Consider the following 18,427-nt stretch of genomic DNA (forward strand, 5'->3'; position numbering starts at 1 on the left):
TGTGCCAGGAAGGCGGAGTAATCCGCAGGATACACCTGATAATTACCGTCGACATCCCGGTCTGGCTGCCATTCACGGGCTTTGTCCTGACCCAGCGTGATATCCACACTCAGCAGCGAGGTATCCATCAGGTCACCAATGGCAATATCGTCACTCTCTTTCTGGGTATCGAGTTTTAACGCTTCGATATCGTCCATAACAATATAGTCAGACGCAAAGTCGATAGTTAATTTAGCCCGGGTATCCCGTGTTACGCCATCGGCTAAGAAGAGCGCCGCATTGAGCTTGCGCAGATCGACATGACTGGCATCGTCATTCACGGTGATATCAAAGGTATCGGTACCCGAGCCACCCAGCATCAGCAGATTGGCACCCGCCGCCAGCGGCGCATACTGCCAGACCACGGTATCATCACCATCACCGGCATCGACATTGACAGAGCCGGTACCCGCATTAATGATATCGTCTCCGGCATTACCCTGAATGTCATTCACACCACCCAGGACAGGGTTACCATTTTCATCCACACCACCCACGGAAATCTCATCATTACCCGCACCACCTCTGATGGTGTTATTGCCTAAACCACCGTCGATGAAATCACCAAACTGGGTTCTGAACTGAGAGTTTTCTTTGGTAATGGTTAGCACAGGACCACCCGCACCATCGGTGGGCATACCCTGATCGTTGTAATGCGCGTAAGGGGTACCATCCAATTGGTAAATTGGCGTTATCCGCACCTCCCCATCCGGGTCGATAAAGGTTGCGATATCAGTGGTAATATCTTCATCGCCACCTTCAACGTAATCGTTACCACCATAGGTTGCGATGGTATCGAAACCGTCACCACCGAAGACCCGGTCATGACCGTCACCGGTGAAAATGATGTCGTCACCGGCGTTACCACGGACCGTCAGGCCGTCATAGGTGAAGTTCTCGCCTTTAACCACCACCTGGTCATTACCATCACCGGTTTCAATCAGATAGGTATCGTTCGCATTTCCTGCCCCGAGATAACCGCTGTCGATAGAAATCACATCGTCTTCGATGCCCGCTGTCAATGCGTTACCGGTGTTTGCTCCGCCATTTACATACAGGCCCGCGAGGACCGCGGTATTTTCAGGATCGGCAATCATCTCAATGAAGTCACTACCGCCACCCAGCTCAACGTCGATGTGATCCACGCGACCATTCAGACGTTTCAGACTGTAGCGGTCATTACCTGATGTACCGGCAATGGTTAAGGTGTTTACATTTTTAGCCAGGTAGACCTCAGCAACCAGCCCGGTACTGACAACAATGATATCTTCACCAGGGTTGTTGCTTTTCAGGCTGCGTATACGGTCACGCAGGGCGGTCTCTTCCGCTTTGGTGTAATACTCGGTATCGAGATAACCCTCTTCCGACAGTTTTTGCAGGGTTAAATCAATATCCGGCGTAATGACATCAACGGTGTAGCTATGGGCATCCGCATCGGCCCCCTTGTCATAGCTTAATATCAGGTTGCCGGTGCTCGGGTCATCACGCTCCCAGGAAGCGATGTGATCCGGCGCATGATGGATACATTCAAGTTCGAAGGTTGCCAGCACCTGATTAACAAAACGGTTACGCGCTTCAAACAGGGTTATTTTAGTCAGACCAGCATCGATACCAACCCACAGGAACGCCTCCAGGAACAGGTTCAGGGTGCCCGACATATCAAATAAACACTGCGGGCCATGGGTAATTCGTTCAATCAGCTCTGAACCATAGAGCTTGCCATCACCCACCGGCAGATCATCGAGGAAGTTGGTTTCCTTATCGTTGAGATCGAAACCTATAATCGCTTCGATACCCCCTTTGACACCCGCTTCGACCAGACCACCCAGCCCCAGACTGGCGATCACGCCCACCGCGGCGCGCAGTGTGACTTCCGCTTTATCATCAACGGTATTTTCCAGACCGTGATCGTCCAGATAGAAGCCATTAAATAAGCGCCAGGATTCAGCCACATCAAAATCGGTGTTCATCCATTCACGGAAGCCACGGGTATCAAAACCGAAATCAAAGTTAGTACTGGCCCCGATCTCACCGAAGAAACCAACGTTAAAACCAGGATAAACCGGGAAGGTTTTCTGATATTCAAAAAACAGATCCAGATCAGGCAGGTCGTACCAGAACAGATCGACTTCACCCCGGCCAGTGATAAATTGCAGCAGGCTGGCCGGGTCTTCCAGAATCGGAATTCTGAAGTTTTTCTGCCCCTGAGGGTTACCAAAGGTGGCCCGGTTATTGGTCGATTTATTCGCGCTGGACTTACCACCTTCTACGCCATCCTGCGACGGACCGGCAATAGTTGAGGCATGTGACCCCAGCTGGGCATTACGATCCGCTTCAGATTTGGCGCCCGCAGTATTTTTAGAGGTGACCGGCGCAGAGGTATCAGTGGCATAGCCTCCGGTCAGATTAAAGTCGCCAAAGTCGATATAACCGGCAGATTTTAACGTTTTCGCTTTCTCTAAGAAGTCGATAGTCGCTGCCAGAGCGGCAATGACTTTCTTCGCAGTATCCACTGTGGTCGCGGGCAGACGAAGGTAAGCAATGTCTAGGATTTTAAGCTTGGCAACGCCCATATCGATATCAGTATTCAGCAGATCGATAACCGGCTTAAGTGGCAGAATAATATTGCCGATAGTGTCGAAGGTATCACCCAGGAAGCTTTCAAATACCGAGCCCGCATCTAAGCGGACATTCTGCAAGGTGATATTCGGATCGCCAAAGGAGATGCTCGCACCACTCTTCGTCGATAACGTACCGCTGGCTAAATCCTGATAATAGATAATGGTGGTATCGATAGACGGCAACACATCGGCCGCCGAGGTTGATACTTTGGTAAATAACTTCGCTTCAGCATAAGCGTTGGCATTGATCGCCAGCTCTATTTTTTCGCCCAGCTCTAAACGGCCATCAGCGGCAACGGTGCCGGTTTTTCCACCAATATCTTTAATATCAAAGCCAAAGTGGCCGCTGATACCCGCCCCTTTATCGTTGATAACATTCCCGGCGCCATCGTACTGCAGCACTTTACCGCCGGTTTCGTCAGTCACATCGACCTTTAAGAAGCCCAGAGTACCCTGCGCGGTGGAACCGTTTTTCAGGCGCGCGTCGACATCCAGAGCGATCTCTTCGCCCTTAGCGTTGATACCTGAGGTATTGAGGAACAAACCAAAATCAGGGCCACTGCCTAACGGAGCCATATTGCCTAAGCCGATGCCCAACCCCATCAGGTAATCGATTTCAGCAATCAGGGAGGCATCAACATCCAAACCTAATCCGGGCATGCCCACGGCAAAATCAACTGGCAGTTCGCCATCAACCAGCACACCGCCAAACTTGATGTCGAAGCTCAATAAACCATTCGCAGAGAAAGTCAGCTCAATATCATCAGCACTGCTGGGCAGACGTGTTTTTATCTTGCCGTTTTCATCGTACTGCACCGCACCGGAAGCATCCAGCAATGGCACCACAAAGGAGAACAGCGGGCTATTGATCGTTTTCAGCCCGTCATAAAGCCCCTGGCGGATTTCGTTCAGCAGCGCTTCAAACACTTTGCCGCCAACGGCTTCAAGATCCTGTAATTTTTTACCCAGCCCATTGATATAACCGCTGGCATCCTTTTCACCCAGGACACTGGCCTCAAGACTACGCAGGCTATTCGCCAGATCATCAAACGGCGCACCGCCCACCAGCGGCAGTTCGATATTATCGATACCATTGGCCACTTCGTTAATGGCCGAGAATGCGCCTTCCAAACCTTCGCGAACGGTTTTCGGGTCATTCAACAGGTCCAGGAGCAACACGATCACGTCGAAATTCATATTGAATTTCGGCAGGTTGTAATCAAAGGTGCTGACAAAGTTCTGGCTTTGATCGACACTGAATGCCGCTTTGGCAAACAGGACGTTATCCGCAACGCCATCCGCATCAAGGTCTTTATCGGTGCCGCCCAGCGGCAGTGCCTCAATTGGGAAGAACATCGGCAGATTAAGACCGGCTGAACCATAAGCCGACGCCTGGAAGCCGTCTTTCACTTCGGTTAAATCTAAATAGCCGTTACCATTGGCGTCGGCACCAGGGTTGCCCATATTGGCGTAAAAGCCTAAATCGATATTCGCGCTGCCGTGTTTGCCCAGTAAACCGATGGTTCCCAATGGACCGGCATCAAAGCCCAGCTCAATATCGAGATCATCAACCCCACCATGCAGTGAAGCATGAATGCCAGTCGCTTCATCAATATAGAAAATCGGCGTACGAACATCGCTCAGATCAAAACCAAAACCAAGATCGAGGCCAGCTTCCGCCCGCAGGTCTATTTTCCCGTTCGCTTCAACGTTGATCGCATCTAATGCGCCATCAGGCAGGCCTAACCAGGTGTCGAGACCCAGGGCATCAATATCCAGCGCCAGATCAAACTGCTTTTCAGCAATCAGATCGAGGTTCAGATCGAAATCAAACGCAGAGTTGGCATAGCTCATATCAACCATGTCGGCGTCTGAGGCAATGCCCAGAGGCGCTAACAAGATACGCAGCTCTTCGTTGAGCATATCTTCCAGCTGCTGGACGTTACGCGCCGCATCACGCACCGTGCTGACCGCATTGCTGAGGCCCGCAGCCAGACTGACACCGCCATCACCGAGAATATCCGCCAGGCTGGCATCGATTAAGGCGATCTTGTCATACAGCACGCCATCTTTGATATTGAAGCGCGACAGACTTTCCCCGGTCGTCGATGGGTTGACACCGGTGGTGTCGATAAAGGTCGCGCCCGTTATCTCATTATCGGTAATGGGCTCAATCAATACATCGTTCGCATCGTAGCTGCCCATTAACTCCCATGATGTCTGGGAGTAGGTTTGCACAACCCGCACATTGTTCTGGAACAACTCAACGCCCCAGAAAGTGTCCGAGGTGGCCGTATCTTTCCACTCCAGCAGCGTGATGCCGGTCCCATCTTCAAGGATCTCATAGCGGCTGGCCTGCGGCCCTCCCGCCGGCGAGATTTCATAGCTGTCGGTCGCCAGCACAGCGCCAGCGCCCCAACGTTCTTCATAAAAGTTGACGATATCACCGGTTTGCTGGCCCAGTACTTCGCGGTCAGTACCAACGATGTCTTTAAGAAGTTCATCGACCCCACCGATAATCATATCGAGTGACAGTCCCCCCAGAGAGAACACATCTTCCAGGTTATCAAACTGCACAGAAGCAGGAATGCTGGCAAAGAACTGCCCCAGTGAAGCATTATCTGGCAAGCTACTGCTACTGGCGGTGATAAAGCCAACATCATCACTAAAGCCATCCAGTGCCCCGGAGAGCGACACCGGCAACAACACTTCATAGTGAGCATCACCTTCTAAACCAGGCGACCCCATTAAAGAGGCCGTGCTGTCACTCAGCATATCCTGATAATGAAGCACACCATCGAAGCCCATACCCACAGAGGCGCCCACGGATAGCGCCGCATCATTTACCTCAAAACCAACAGGCCCTAAATTCACGCCAAAATCGAAGGCTTTGATGAGATTACCGGCAACTTCATCCGCCAGATCAGCGGCCAGAATTTCCTCAGCGACCGTAATGATCGTAGAGTTGCCATCAGGGCTTAATTCGATAGCCGCAACGGTATAGAGTTCATCGGTATTACCCGACCCTTGCAGATAGAAACTATCGCCGACCATCAACTTACCGGCACTGGTGCTTTTTATCGCACCAATATGATTACCGGCAATGGTAATCGTGGCAGGTGTGGTATCAGCAGAACCGGCAGTAATACCGGTAATATCAATATATTCTTCGCCAAAATTGAAATGCGCATCCAGACCCGGATCACGCACATAGAAGTCACCGTCATCAGCAACACCAAAGTTGAACATGAAGTCGATGCCACCACTGATCACCAGCGGCTGAGACTGAGTAATATCAATCGGCAGGTCAAAGTTAAAGTCACCAAACGAGATCAGTTCATTCAGATCCAGATTGACCAGTTCGCTGAAGCTTTCCAGGGTCAGAGCAACGCTATACTCTTTTAAATTCGACGACGAGGCGACATTGATAGCAAAACCATCATTCAAGCCGGTGGTTTGCAGGTGCTGCAGCAGGTCTTTAGTGGTGGCAGAACTGTTGAGTTCAAGATAGGCATCAATCGTGTCGACAAACGCCTGCACTTTAGCCTGAATAGTACCGTCCAGATTGGTGACTTTGTCGCCCAACAGATCAGACAACGATAAGTCGGTAAACGGAATAGTTGTTGTGTCGTCCAGATAGTTATCGATTTTGCTGCCAAGATGCGAAGACCAGGTCGCCAGCTCACCCAGACCGATACTTAACTTGGTTTGATCCGACAAGCTCTTAAAGTGATCAGAGGTCGGCAGCAAGCGCTGCCCCTTAACCGCCTCTTCCATCATCAGATCGGTGGTGGGGAAATCAGGGTGACTCATGCCCATCACATGACCCATCTCATGCATCAGCACGGTCAGCAGGTCAATACTGTCATAAGCACCGTCGTCGCTGTCATCCGCAGCCGTCGCATCGATATACCAGGTCGCACCCGCGGCGTTATCATCCAGGGTGATGGTGTATTCCAGGCCATTCGCACCGGCCGCACTGGTCGTCCGACCGATGACATTGCCACCAATGTCTCCGACGGTAACCGTAACATTTTCTAAGTTGGTCAGTGCTGCCGCAGGCAAGACTGCGGTCCAGCGGGCAATCGCTTCAGCTTTCAGCGCCTCTAGCGCAGCGGCATCAGTGGTCGCATCAATTGTCGCGCCCGTTCCGACCTCAGCCGTAGTAACAAAATCACCAAAGCCCTGGGATGTTTTAAAGGCAGTCCACAGCCCCTCACCCGAAGCAACCGCATCCAAACCTTTGGTTGCGAAGGTGCCGTAGGCTTTGACCTCATGTAAAGTGCCCGTTTCATCGGTGTAAGAGTACGCGGTGTACTCGCCATCGGCATCGGTTTGCGGCGCCGATTGAGTAATTTCTGCCGAGATAGATGAAAAGTCGAGGATATCTGCCGACCCGGTAGAAAACACCTTATCCTGACCAAACTTTTCATTAAAACTAAAGGTCGCTGTAGCAACGTCCACTTTAAAGTCGGCCACCAAATCGGGGGCAGTCGTAAACTCAATGCTGAACTTATCATTAACCGCACTGGTTACCGCTACCGCTATCCCCTCCAACCCATTGAGTGCCGTTTCAATATTGGCGAGCGTTGCTGCATTATCAGCGCCAATAGCAAAAGCAGCCTCCAGACGGGCAGGGTCCGGAGTCACACCGGCAGACAGTTCAAAATTGGCAAATGACAGCGTAATTAATTCGCCTTCGGCAAAAGAGCTGGCGGTTAAATCCAGTTCAAACAAGGACGAAGCGGTCGACAGATCAGTGATCACGATACCGCCGCTGTTGCCTCTGAAAATATCATTGCCGGAACCGCTTTCCAGGTTTTGAATATTCTTGTAGTTGGCAACAATAACAGCGCCATCCAGGATCGTAGTAATGCCCGATCCCATCTCCAGATTAGCCGTATTCAGAGTAATACCGGTCACATCGGTATAAGCCGGACTGGTAAACTCAATATTGAAAGTAAAGTTACGCTGATCTTCTGCCGCAGCAGGATCGGGCTGAGTGACATTAACCGTCAGACCCGCAACTTCATTCAGCTTGGTTTCGATCTGCTGTAGCATCGCCTGATAATCAGCAACTGCCGCAATATTCACTGAAACCGCGCCGGTTGTGCCATCAGGGTGATCAAATGTGAACGTAAACTCGCCACCACTTATCTGATTACCCAGGGTAATCTGATGGATATAGTTTAGCTCGGTACCATCTAATGGGTCCTTCGCCGCAACGGCGGCCTGAACCAGACTATCGCTTGCAGCCGTTAAATGGGTTGGCGTAAAGATTAACTTCCCGGGGTTATCAAACCGGTCCAGATTCAAAAAGGTGATCGTAAACGTACCCGGCGTCGCCGCATCAGGCGTCACACTGACATTATTCACCCCGAGAAAAGACTCAAGCGCAGTTTTAATATTCGCAGCGGTGGCAGTGGCGGTTGCCGCCACCGTAATATCCGCCGTGGTGAAGCCACCAACCGCTGAGTAATCACTGACGGGCAGTTCAAGGGTAAACTGATCGCCGGCAACCGCATTAAGCGCTATAGACTGCTGCTCATCTCCCTGCTCCCGCAAGGCGGTACCCCGTGTCAGATCGACAGAATAGTTGTCGGTCTGACCGTCCAGACTCAGGGTGTTGCCATTCTCATCCGTTTCGCCACCATCTATCGTATCGACGCCGCCCTGACCAATCACAAAGATATTGTCATTGTCGTTACCGACAAAGGTGTCATCACCGCTGGAACCGATCACTTTGGTAAAACCGGCAACAGCGTTATTAGACAGGTTGAACTGTGAGTCTGCAGCGACCGCTGCATTGATAAGACCGGACAGCGAGTTCCAGCGCTCACCCAGTACCGAGGTCGCGCTGCCAAACAGCACTTTAGATTCGGCAATCTCACCCCATACCGGCACCTCAACCGCATTCCATAAGGTATAATTAACCCCGGCGGTGCCATCTACTGTCACCCCGGTAACGGTATCTGAAGCATCGGTATTATTGTCATAATCCTGATAATTCAGGGTAATATCACCCTCAGAAGAGATCACCCCCCGTAAACGGGCATTCCCGTGGAAGGTGAAGATATTATCACCACCACCGCCAACAATATTTTCAATCCCTGTGGCAAAAACGTAGTTACCCAGTAAAACGTCGTCAGACAGAGGAATACCGAATCGCTTCAGTGCTGAACCAAAGACCTCGTCCCGGACCATAATAAAATTGGCACCAATGGTTAACAGAGGCACTTCAGCATCATCCCGGCCAATACTGATCAGGTCGGTAAGTTCACTAATGTTATCGGTGGTAATTTCCCAGATATCATAATGCAGGGTATTTTTTACATCACTGCTACCCAGCTGACCTTTAAGGCCATAGCCCGCCTCAGAAAGATCTAAGGTGTCAAAGAAGTCGCTGACACCTGCGACCTTAATATCGGGGGCTTCAATAACTGCAGTGGCACCCCACAGGCCACTGAACTTATAGGTATCTGCACCCCAGCCACCGGCTAGCACATGAATACCGGGGGCAACAACATTTTCTGAGAACAGTGAAGGCTCACCGTTGATCGCCGTTGAAACCACCGCATTGGCAACAAATTGCGCATAAGGGTTAGCAATCGTGTTTTCAATCAGATTACCACCCACCTCAAACAGATTACTGCCTAATGAGGCATTACCCAACGCCGCAACAGGGTTAAGGGTGGTGTTTAAAGCGATGTTTAAACCAGCGCCGTAGGTAACATTATCGATATTCTGAATGCGGCCGGTAAAACCGGCCTTTTTACCCAACAGACTGGTTAAAACCGTTTGGGTGAAATCATCTTTGGCATAGCCAGTAATCGTGTTAGCGTTATCGCCAATCACGAGAGTATCCGTATCGTTAAGGCGGTTGGCTGCGGTGACCTCCAGTATCCAGGACTTCGTCTTGCTGCTATCCGGATTCACCGTTACCGTAATTTTGTTGGCACCTAACGCCGCATCAAGTGCGCTTTGAATCGCCCCTCGCGTGGTCGCATCGTTCTGATTAACCGGGATATCAAGGGTGCTGACGCCATTAACGGATAAACGGAACGTGGTGAGTGACTGATCCACTAAGGTGACACGTTGTTTTTCTGCCACATTCATTGCACTGCCGTTGGCAATGGTGACAATATTACCTGCCACACCCGGGGCAGCAACTACGATATCTTTAACAATCTGCAGGGCTGTGCCATCAACAATTAAAGGTTGCTCAGCCGCACTGATATCAGCCACCACTTCAACCCGGAACTCGTTACCCACCAGGGTAGCGGCCAGGGTGTTGATAGACGATGCGGAAAGCGCCGTATTAATATTCGCCAGCAGCGTCGTATTATCCGCAGAATAGTCAATGGCGGCTGTTGTGACACCACCAAACCCGAGCGTAAAGCTACCGCTGATCGTTTCATCGGCAACCACCGGAGGCATGGTAAACTTATAGATCCGGTTAGTTTCAACCAGAGTGGTATTACTGCTGTCCGTGCGGTCCAGATAGGCATCAATTCTACCCACCTTAACCGGCGTTAAGGACTGATCGGTGGTGGCCGCTGATAAGCCGTAACCGGTGCCCCCCATAGACTCGACAATATGCGTCAGTGAGGTCAGTGTAATGATGAACTTATCACCACTCAACGTCACCGCCGCCGTCGCTTTGCCTGCCAGCTGAGTATTGAGTGCGGTTTCGATACGTCCGCGCAGCGTGTCGGCGGTTTCACCGGTGCTCAGCGACACATCCACAAAGACGGAACCGGTTACCAAACTGTTATCCGCCAGGGTCTTCAGGTTGTACTTCAGCCCCACGATTCCCTGCGAGGCACCGTTAATGTTGAGGCTTTGAATTTCCTGACCATTGGTGAGCTGACTTGTGATCGTTGATGTGCCCAGAACAGTACCTGAAAAAAGACTGTTCTTAGCCACGATGGATGGCACAGAGCCACCCGCAATACTAATGGTGAACGGGCCAGTTCCGGTAACGGTCACCGTCCCCGTTAAGGTTGGTTGCTGATCGATAAGCTGTTGTAAAGCCTTGGCAATAGCGACCTTGTCAGCATCTCTTGCTATATCCGCTGTCTGATAGGTGCCGATATATAAATTATAAGGATCAGGGTTAGTATTGGTGCCATAATCAATGGTCAGTGTGTGCACCTGTGGCGTAGCGGTAGTTGAGGGCGTTAACACCAGATCAACCGCGGGTGCCGAGAGCGAAATATCAGTCAGTGTGGTGATCGCTTTATCACCCGCTACACGCCAGCGAAGATCATATGTTCCCGCAGTCTCTCCGGCGCTGACCAAAACGGTTTTTGGTGTTCCAGCCGGCAGCGCCATCGCTTTGTATATAGCGTTTTCAATACGTTGCGCTACGGCAGCATAGTTAAGGGGGGCCGTCGTTTCTTTAGTAAAGACCGCCACACTGCCTGACGCAGAGGTCAGCACACCGGTGAACTCAACCATGTTGTTCTGATTGGTGTAGGTAATGAGGTAACCTGCCTCATTCTTAGTCACCGATACAACTTTTGAGCCCGCAGCCAGACCAAACTCTGTCGCTAACTTAGTGTTTATCTGATTGGTGATGGTCGTCGATATATCATCCGTCGCTGCACCAGTGCTTAAACCGGTAATGGTTTGAACGCCTGCGGTGGTGACATAGGTCAGATTGAAGTCAGTCGAATCGGTAACCAACAGCTGTTGCTGCACCGGAGGGGTCAGATAGATGGGGGCGGTGGTGACTGTTGTAGTGTCACCCTGCACCGTTAATGTAAAGCTGCCACGCTGAGCTTCGGGAATAGACAGACGCTGAACTTCAGCCCCCCGATGACCATCGACTACCGTATCAACCGCGACGGATGACTTCGAGGTGTTCGCCAGATTAACGTATGAAATTTGTCTCAGGTCTGCGAACGTGCCACCGGATATATCAACGGTATTTTTCACCGCAAAATCGGGCGCGGTTAACGATAACATCCCCACTAAGCCATCAACATTGAGTAGTTGCGCCGATAAGGGCTTGATACCCGTGCCGCCGATAATAGTACCCTTGAAGGTCGTTTTACCCGCGATAGAGAAGGTATTGGCATTCACACCACCACGAACGATGGTATTTTCACCGACATCGGTAAAGACAAAGGTCTCGAAAACACTCTCACCGAGCAACTTGTCCACCAGGCCTGATGCCTGAGCATCGGTACTTAACGCGGTGGGCCTTGGCGCTACACGCTCGACAGTGAGCGACAGCTGGCCCGCATTACCCTCTACCTTGCCACTTGCAGCCGTTGTCGCCAGATCAAATTTACCCGTGACCGGCGTGGTATACCCCAACGCAGAACCATCCAGATTCTTCAGCGCTTTGGTTAACACCACATCGCCCGGATCATTAAAGGTAATATTCAGTTTAGTGTTAGCCGCCGTACTGCCAAAACGCGGTTCTTTCACGGTTACCGAGCCTTCACCCAGCAGCTCGTTCAGTTTGTTCTTCAGCTCGATAATATTCGCTGCTTTATTGTCCGCAACGAAGGTAATCATATCGGTTATTTTGTGCACCCCGTCTCTGACGGTGGTAACGGTGGGCGTCACCGATGCAGCGCTGACCTGCAACAGATCAACATTGACCAGCTCTTTGTTGGTAAAGGTGATACTCCAGCTATTGGCCTTAAAGCTTTCATTCGTTGTTTCGGCGGTGACCGGTGAGCCATCCACAGTCACACCGGTTACCTTCACAGAGAGGTTCACCTGAGTGCCTGTCGTTGAGGTGAATGTCAGCGCATTCAGTGCGGTCTGGATTTTTAAAGCGGTGGCTTTAACGTCAACTTTACCGGTCGCGGCATCGGTAACAATCTGAATCGGTGTTGCGGTGGTTTTCAGCGCATTAGAACCGCCAGGGTCCTTAAAGCTTAACTTAAAGGTTCCGGTGGGCAGCTCAGCACCGGTAAACGCGAGTCGCTGCACCTCCTGAATCTTATAATCCAGCGCAAACTCACCCTCCGTCGTGTTATCAATAATGAGCGGCTGTACCTCTTTAACCGCACCTACCTGTTCAAAATTGAAATTCAGCTCATCTGCAACCTGGCTAAAATCGATATCCAGTACATGACCATTCGCGGTCAGTGTACTGGTGTCGATGGTTACACTATTGGCTTTGCGTAACGCTTCAGGCACCGCAATCGCTGCTAGCATGTCGGCCATCGATGCGGAGCCAAAGATAAAGGTCGCATCAGCATTGGGGGCCAGAATAGTCTCAAATGCGTGGATATTGCCAGGCAGACTACCATCGGCCAGAGTCGTCACCCGTCCCTGTAAATTATTCGTCCCGGTTAAGCCTGTCACATCGACAGACATCTCCGTTACATCATTCTCGCCCGGGGTTTTAAAGGTGATTTTCCACTCTTTAAGATCCGCGGTGAAACTCTCAGTGTGCACCTCAACCGTGTATTTCTGCACAAAGTTACGATTAAGCTGATTTAATGCCGTCTGAATAGCCTGACCAGTAAGTTGTCCCTGTTCGGCAAGTGTGGTGCCCGTGGTATCAATGCTAATAGGGCCGGTGGAATACTTGCCAATCTTTAAAACAAAACTACCTTCGGTAACATTGTTGAGTGTTAACTGCTTAACTTCCCGAACAGAAGAGCCCTCAACGGTTGTCCAGATAGCAGGCTTACCTTTAAGCGTCGTCGCGTTAGTAATCGTCGCGGTATTCAGGCCGCTGATTTCAGGGTTTAAGACGGTAATTTCAAACTTATTGCCTGCCCCGGCAACAACGACATTGGCGAAGATCTGTGGATTGTGTTCGTTTAGTTTTTGCTGAATCTGGGCTGCAACATCGCTGGGGGTGGAACCCGATGCAATCGGCACGGTAACAGAGACAGCCAGGTTGGGCGTTTCGACCCCGGCAACCGTTTTAGTGTATTTGAAACCGAAGGTAAAGCTGCCGGACTCGGCCAGCCCGAGGTCAATATTAATTGAACCGTTGGTGTGTTTAGTAATCAGCCCCGTGGTCGCATCGACGATGTTGCTACCCGGCTCTACGGTGCCGACCACCGGTGCGGCATAGGTCAGCCCGGTGGTACTGACAATCGTCATTAGTGGGATGTTGGTGTAGATCGGTTTTTTAAACTCAACATCAAACGCTCCGGTTCCGGTGCCTGCGGATTTAACCGTCACCAGATCACCGACCGGCGCAACGCCATTTTCAGTCAGTAACGTTCTAAGCTGAGTTTCCAGTGCGGTTTTGATATTGGTCGCCGTCACCGTTTTGCTGCTGCCTACCGTTATAGTAATCGGTGCAGTTGTTTCAACCGAGCCATCCGGCTTAGGAAAACTGTTCAGTTTTACCGTGAAATCACCGGATGTAGCGCCACCCAGAAATATTCGCTGAACCTCATTGGCGTTACCTTCACTGTTAACCCGGACCGTATTGGCTGTCAGCGCAAAATGACCCGACACATCACCAAATCCAGAAAGGGTTTTCGTCCAGCTGGTTTTATCTTTAATGAAAGTACCGGTACCTGCCAATAAGCTATTGCTGTTAAACAGGTAGGTCATCTCCTGAGTAACATTGGAGAAATCGAGCACATCACCACGGGTTTTCAGCCCTTCGTCGGTGGTTTTATCATCTTTACCTTTCTGGCTTTCAATAACTTCGTCCTGGCCCCAGTCATTGATAAACACATAGTGATCGTAGCCTTTACCACCAATCAGGGTATCGTCACCGATGCCTCCATAGAGGACATCATGGCCAGCGCCGCCCACGATACTGTCATCACCCAGACCACCACTCAGATGGTCATTGCCTGCACCACCGTTGATAACATCATCACCCTGGCCGCCACTGATGCGGTCATTACCTGCGCCACCGCTGAGGTTATCATCGCCTTCGCCACCACCGATGGCATCATTGCCCAGACCACCATACAGAGTGTCACCCTGGAGTGTGCCGGTGATAATGTCCTGACCGGCACCGCCATCCCAGACTCGTCCGGTTTTAACGCTGACCGCCTGAGTGTAGTTATCCGAAAAAATAAGGTCGTCGCCACTACCGGTACCATTGACCAATAAGCCAAAGTCGCCCAGTACGGTCATACTCTTAACCGTACCTGCACCTGTATCGCTGGTACCTCTCAATCCATCGATGCGGTCAATGCCACCCGCTTTTAATCCCGTACGGGCTGCAGTAAATTCCACCGCATCAATGATGATGGTCTTAATGGTGGTGGTCAGCGTGTAACGGTCTTCAGGGGTTGGACCGCTGGAAGTGTACGCTTTAATGATGGTGAGCGGATCAGGATTCGTTTCGGTCTCGGCACTTAAAACAACCGTGGCCTGAGTGGTTCCTCCCGCGGTTTTTTTCTCCTGACGCGCTTCCGCTATCAGCTTAATTTCCGGGATATTCAGTCCAGCGGATAGAGATTGGAAGGTTATGGTGAAATCATAAGGCGTTGTGCCGGTAGCCGAGCCACTACCTGTCACCGTCACCAGCGGAAGCGAGGGAGCCGGGGGAGGCGTCGTGGTCGTGTTGGTAGTCGTCACCGGCGTTGCTTTCAACGCCAGAGAGTTGAGCGCCGCAGCCATCTCAGCAGCAATCGAAGCAGCGCTGCCTGAGTTGCTGATCTCCCGGGTTTCTACCCCGCCCAAAGACAGCCTGAAACTTTGTATGTTGCTCAGTTCCTGAGCAACCGTTGGCGCCGTTTTAATTTTGGGGATGGTCAGCTTTTGCACTTCGTTGGTAGCCGCCGGGGCGACTACACCATCGCCAGTATTTAAAATACCGGTGACCGCTTTATTGATGACACCCGTAGTCGATTTACCCAGATCCACAATCACATCTTTCGTGTTAGTAGACTTGTATTGCGAGTAATCGAGAATATTAACGCCATCGGTTTTAGCAATATTGGCGCCTGCCACATAGACGTTACCGGTCACCAAACCTTCGGCCAGGGTGCCCGTTGTCTTAGCGGTCAGAATTTTGCCCTGCAAGGCATCCTGGTCTTTGATGATATAGGTATTCTTGCCCTGACCACCAATGATGTTAGCGATATTATCCGCGTTAACGACATAGGTGTAAGTGACTGTTTTTAAAACAGGTGCCGCCGTGGTACCAATGTTAATCTGCTTCTCGACGACAGCCGTTACTTTCACTTTTGTCTTTATCGTCGTGACCGCTGGAGTCCCGGTCGACGTGGTGCTGACACTATCCAGCTCAAAGATCAGATCGTGAGTGACCTCACGGAAATCAAGCGTCCCCTTTTTGCTGGTAGACTGGGTGTCATCAATAAAAAAGTTAACCGTTTCTGTCAGCGCAGGTGTTGCGCCCTGATAAAACTGGCCCCAGTCATTATTGAATTTATAGGTATTATCCCCCAGGCCACCGATAATTTTTTCAACATTAATGGCATTTTTGACCGAGTGTGTACTGGTGGTTACATTCTGCCCCTGAAAAACCTGAACACCATATTTATCGGCTGATGTCCGGTCGGTATCCGACACTTCAGAGACCACCGGAATACCCGGAACCGTTGCGGTTGACAGCGGTTTGGTCGACTTAACTGAAGGGTGAAACTCAACCGTGATCGCCTGGGTAAGCGCGGAGAAGTCCAACGCATCAGCATCGCCGCCCTTAATCACCGTTAAACCATCTTTAGTATCGGCTTTCTCGATAACCTGATCCGCCCCCCAACTGTCTTTAAACACGTAAGTGTCGGTTCCAGCACCACCCACTAAGGTTTGTGTACCCGCGCCACCAACAAGGTAATCTTCACCCGCACCGGCATCCACAGTCACACCGGTTAAACCGGTGACATCAAATTTCTGATCACCCTTATCCGCTGTGAATGATGCGAATGATGCGCTGGTAAAACCTGTTAAAGCGCCCACACCTCTGATGATATTACCCGCTGACAGGTTGACGTAATTGGTCAGCACAGTGCCTGAACTGCCAGAGTTATACAGCAGATCAATTTTGCCGGTATAATTGGCATTGGCTTTACTGATGTCTATTGGTGCGCCAGTATCATCAATAATAAGCCGGGTATTTCCGGTATCCAGAGCCTTACCAATCGATAACTTGCCTACTTCGCCCGTTCCCGTGGTGACCACCGCAACCGTACTTTTAGCATTCAGCTGTGCCGCAGCGTCGGCAGCGGCTGGATCGATCCCCATCACCGCATAATCTTTAACCCATTTGAAGGCATCGTCACTCGATAGCGCAGTGCCTTTTTTGCTGATAGCGATGTGCGCGGCGGCTAGTGCGGAGGTATCCAAAACATCTATTTTGGTCTGCAATTCAAGCTCAGTTTTATAACCAACCCGACCCACTTTAATATTTTTAATCGTGGAGTCATCGCCGTCGGCAAACTGGAAAGTGCGTAACGTATTAGGCACCAGGGCACCGGTGGCTTCATTGACCGCCTGTGCCGTGATTTTGAACGGAGTGGTGGCGGTTTTGCCCGTCACGGTAATGCGGATATCACTGTTCACACCGGTAAAGCTGATGGTATCGGTACCCGCAGCAAGAATGACCGGTGTCGCCGTGCCATTTAGCTCACCTAAGCTAACCGATTTATCGGCGGCTAACAGCCCCGCATACAGAGGGTCATTGGAGGCAAAAAACAACTGTTCAGAGGACATCATGTCCAGGGTATGCGTGACATATCCCGACTCAGTTTCCAGTATCCAGTCGCCGCCGATAAATCGGTTGCCCGTTGGATCATCAGATGCAGCAATATCTGCCTGTGTGGCCCCCGCCAACCGGTCAACAAATGCGATACCCACTTCACCCTGGGCAACATTACAGCCGTAGATAAGAATATCGCCATCTGACTTTAATGCCCTGCCCCAGGCTTCCAGCTGTTGACGATAACGCTCTAATGAAGCACTCCCCAGAGTCGCAGTACCCAGGCGCAGTAAACCTGTCGCGCCATGGGATAACACATGCAATGCGTCAATATCGTCATACGCCGACAGCACACTCGCCAGCTGTTCAACACCATCGCCTTCACTATCCAGCAAGACGACCGTGACACGATCCGCCTGGGAGGGTTTGGTTGGCACCTCAGATAGAGCATCACTCAATTCGGTATCAGCGGTTAAGCTCTCATCGGTATTTTCATCCGTGGGGTACCAGTCTGCGACCAGAACATTGCCAGCACTGGTGGTATCTTCATGCCACTCAAGCTCACTGGCCGCTTCTCCCATAAAGGTACTTAGCAGGGCGCGATAATCCTCAACTGAGCGATCAATGACGACAAACTGATGTCCGGTCAATTGCTGAATGTGGTGAATCGCAGTAGCAGATTTTATTGCCTGAGCATCAGTTTCAGCGGCAACATTGTCTTCGACCGTGGCCTCTTTTGGCTGCACATCCTGCAGCTCTTCAGCGCCGTCAGCAGAGGACTCAAGCTGTTCTGGCTGCAGCTCTGCCAGCTGAAGATTTTCAAGCTCGGCATTACTGCTGGCAGAACTAGCCGCGTTATCCTGATCATGCTGCCGAACCAACTGCAGTGCCTGTGAGTTACTTGCCTCAACCAAACCCGCATCAATCAGTTGCTCTACGACGACCTTTTCGTTAAGCAGCTCAGCACTTAACGCAAGTGGTGCCGCATCTGCCGAGAGCAGATAGCGATTTTCCATCTGTTCCATCAGATAGGTATTACGTCGCCGAGCAGTGATCCCCTGACTGCTCCAAATAAATTGTCTTAAGTTGCGAAATTTGTCATAACGCATTCTGAATAGACGATTAAATATATACGACATAATGTTCATCCAATGAT

The 18,427-nt window shown here is 50.9% G+C and carries 1 protein-coding gene (running past one end of the window); it reads right to left on the reverse strand.

Annotation, left to right across the window (positions count from 1 at the left end):
- Window positions 1-18,419, reverse strand: partial view of a DUF4347 domain-containing protein gene (locus ACQY8X_RS00740; RefSeq protein ID WP_428033224.1) — the 5' portion only. The gene continues 19,756 nt to the left of window position 1, outside the view; the window shows 18,419 of its 38,175 coding nt (coding positions 1-18,419); it begins with the start codon at window positions 18,417-18,419; its stop codon lies beyond the left edge, outside the window.
- Window positions 18,420-18,427: the final 8 nt, after the last annotated feature.

The sequence above is a fragment of the Amphritea sp. genome, from assembly GCF_050300915.1.
Taxonomy (GTDB): Bacteria; Pseudomonadota; Gammaproteobacteria; order Pseudomonadales; family Balneatricaceae; genus Amphritea.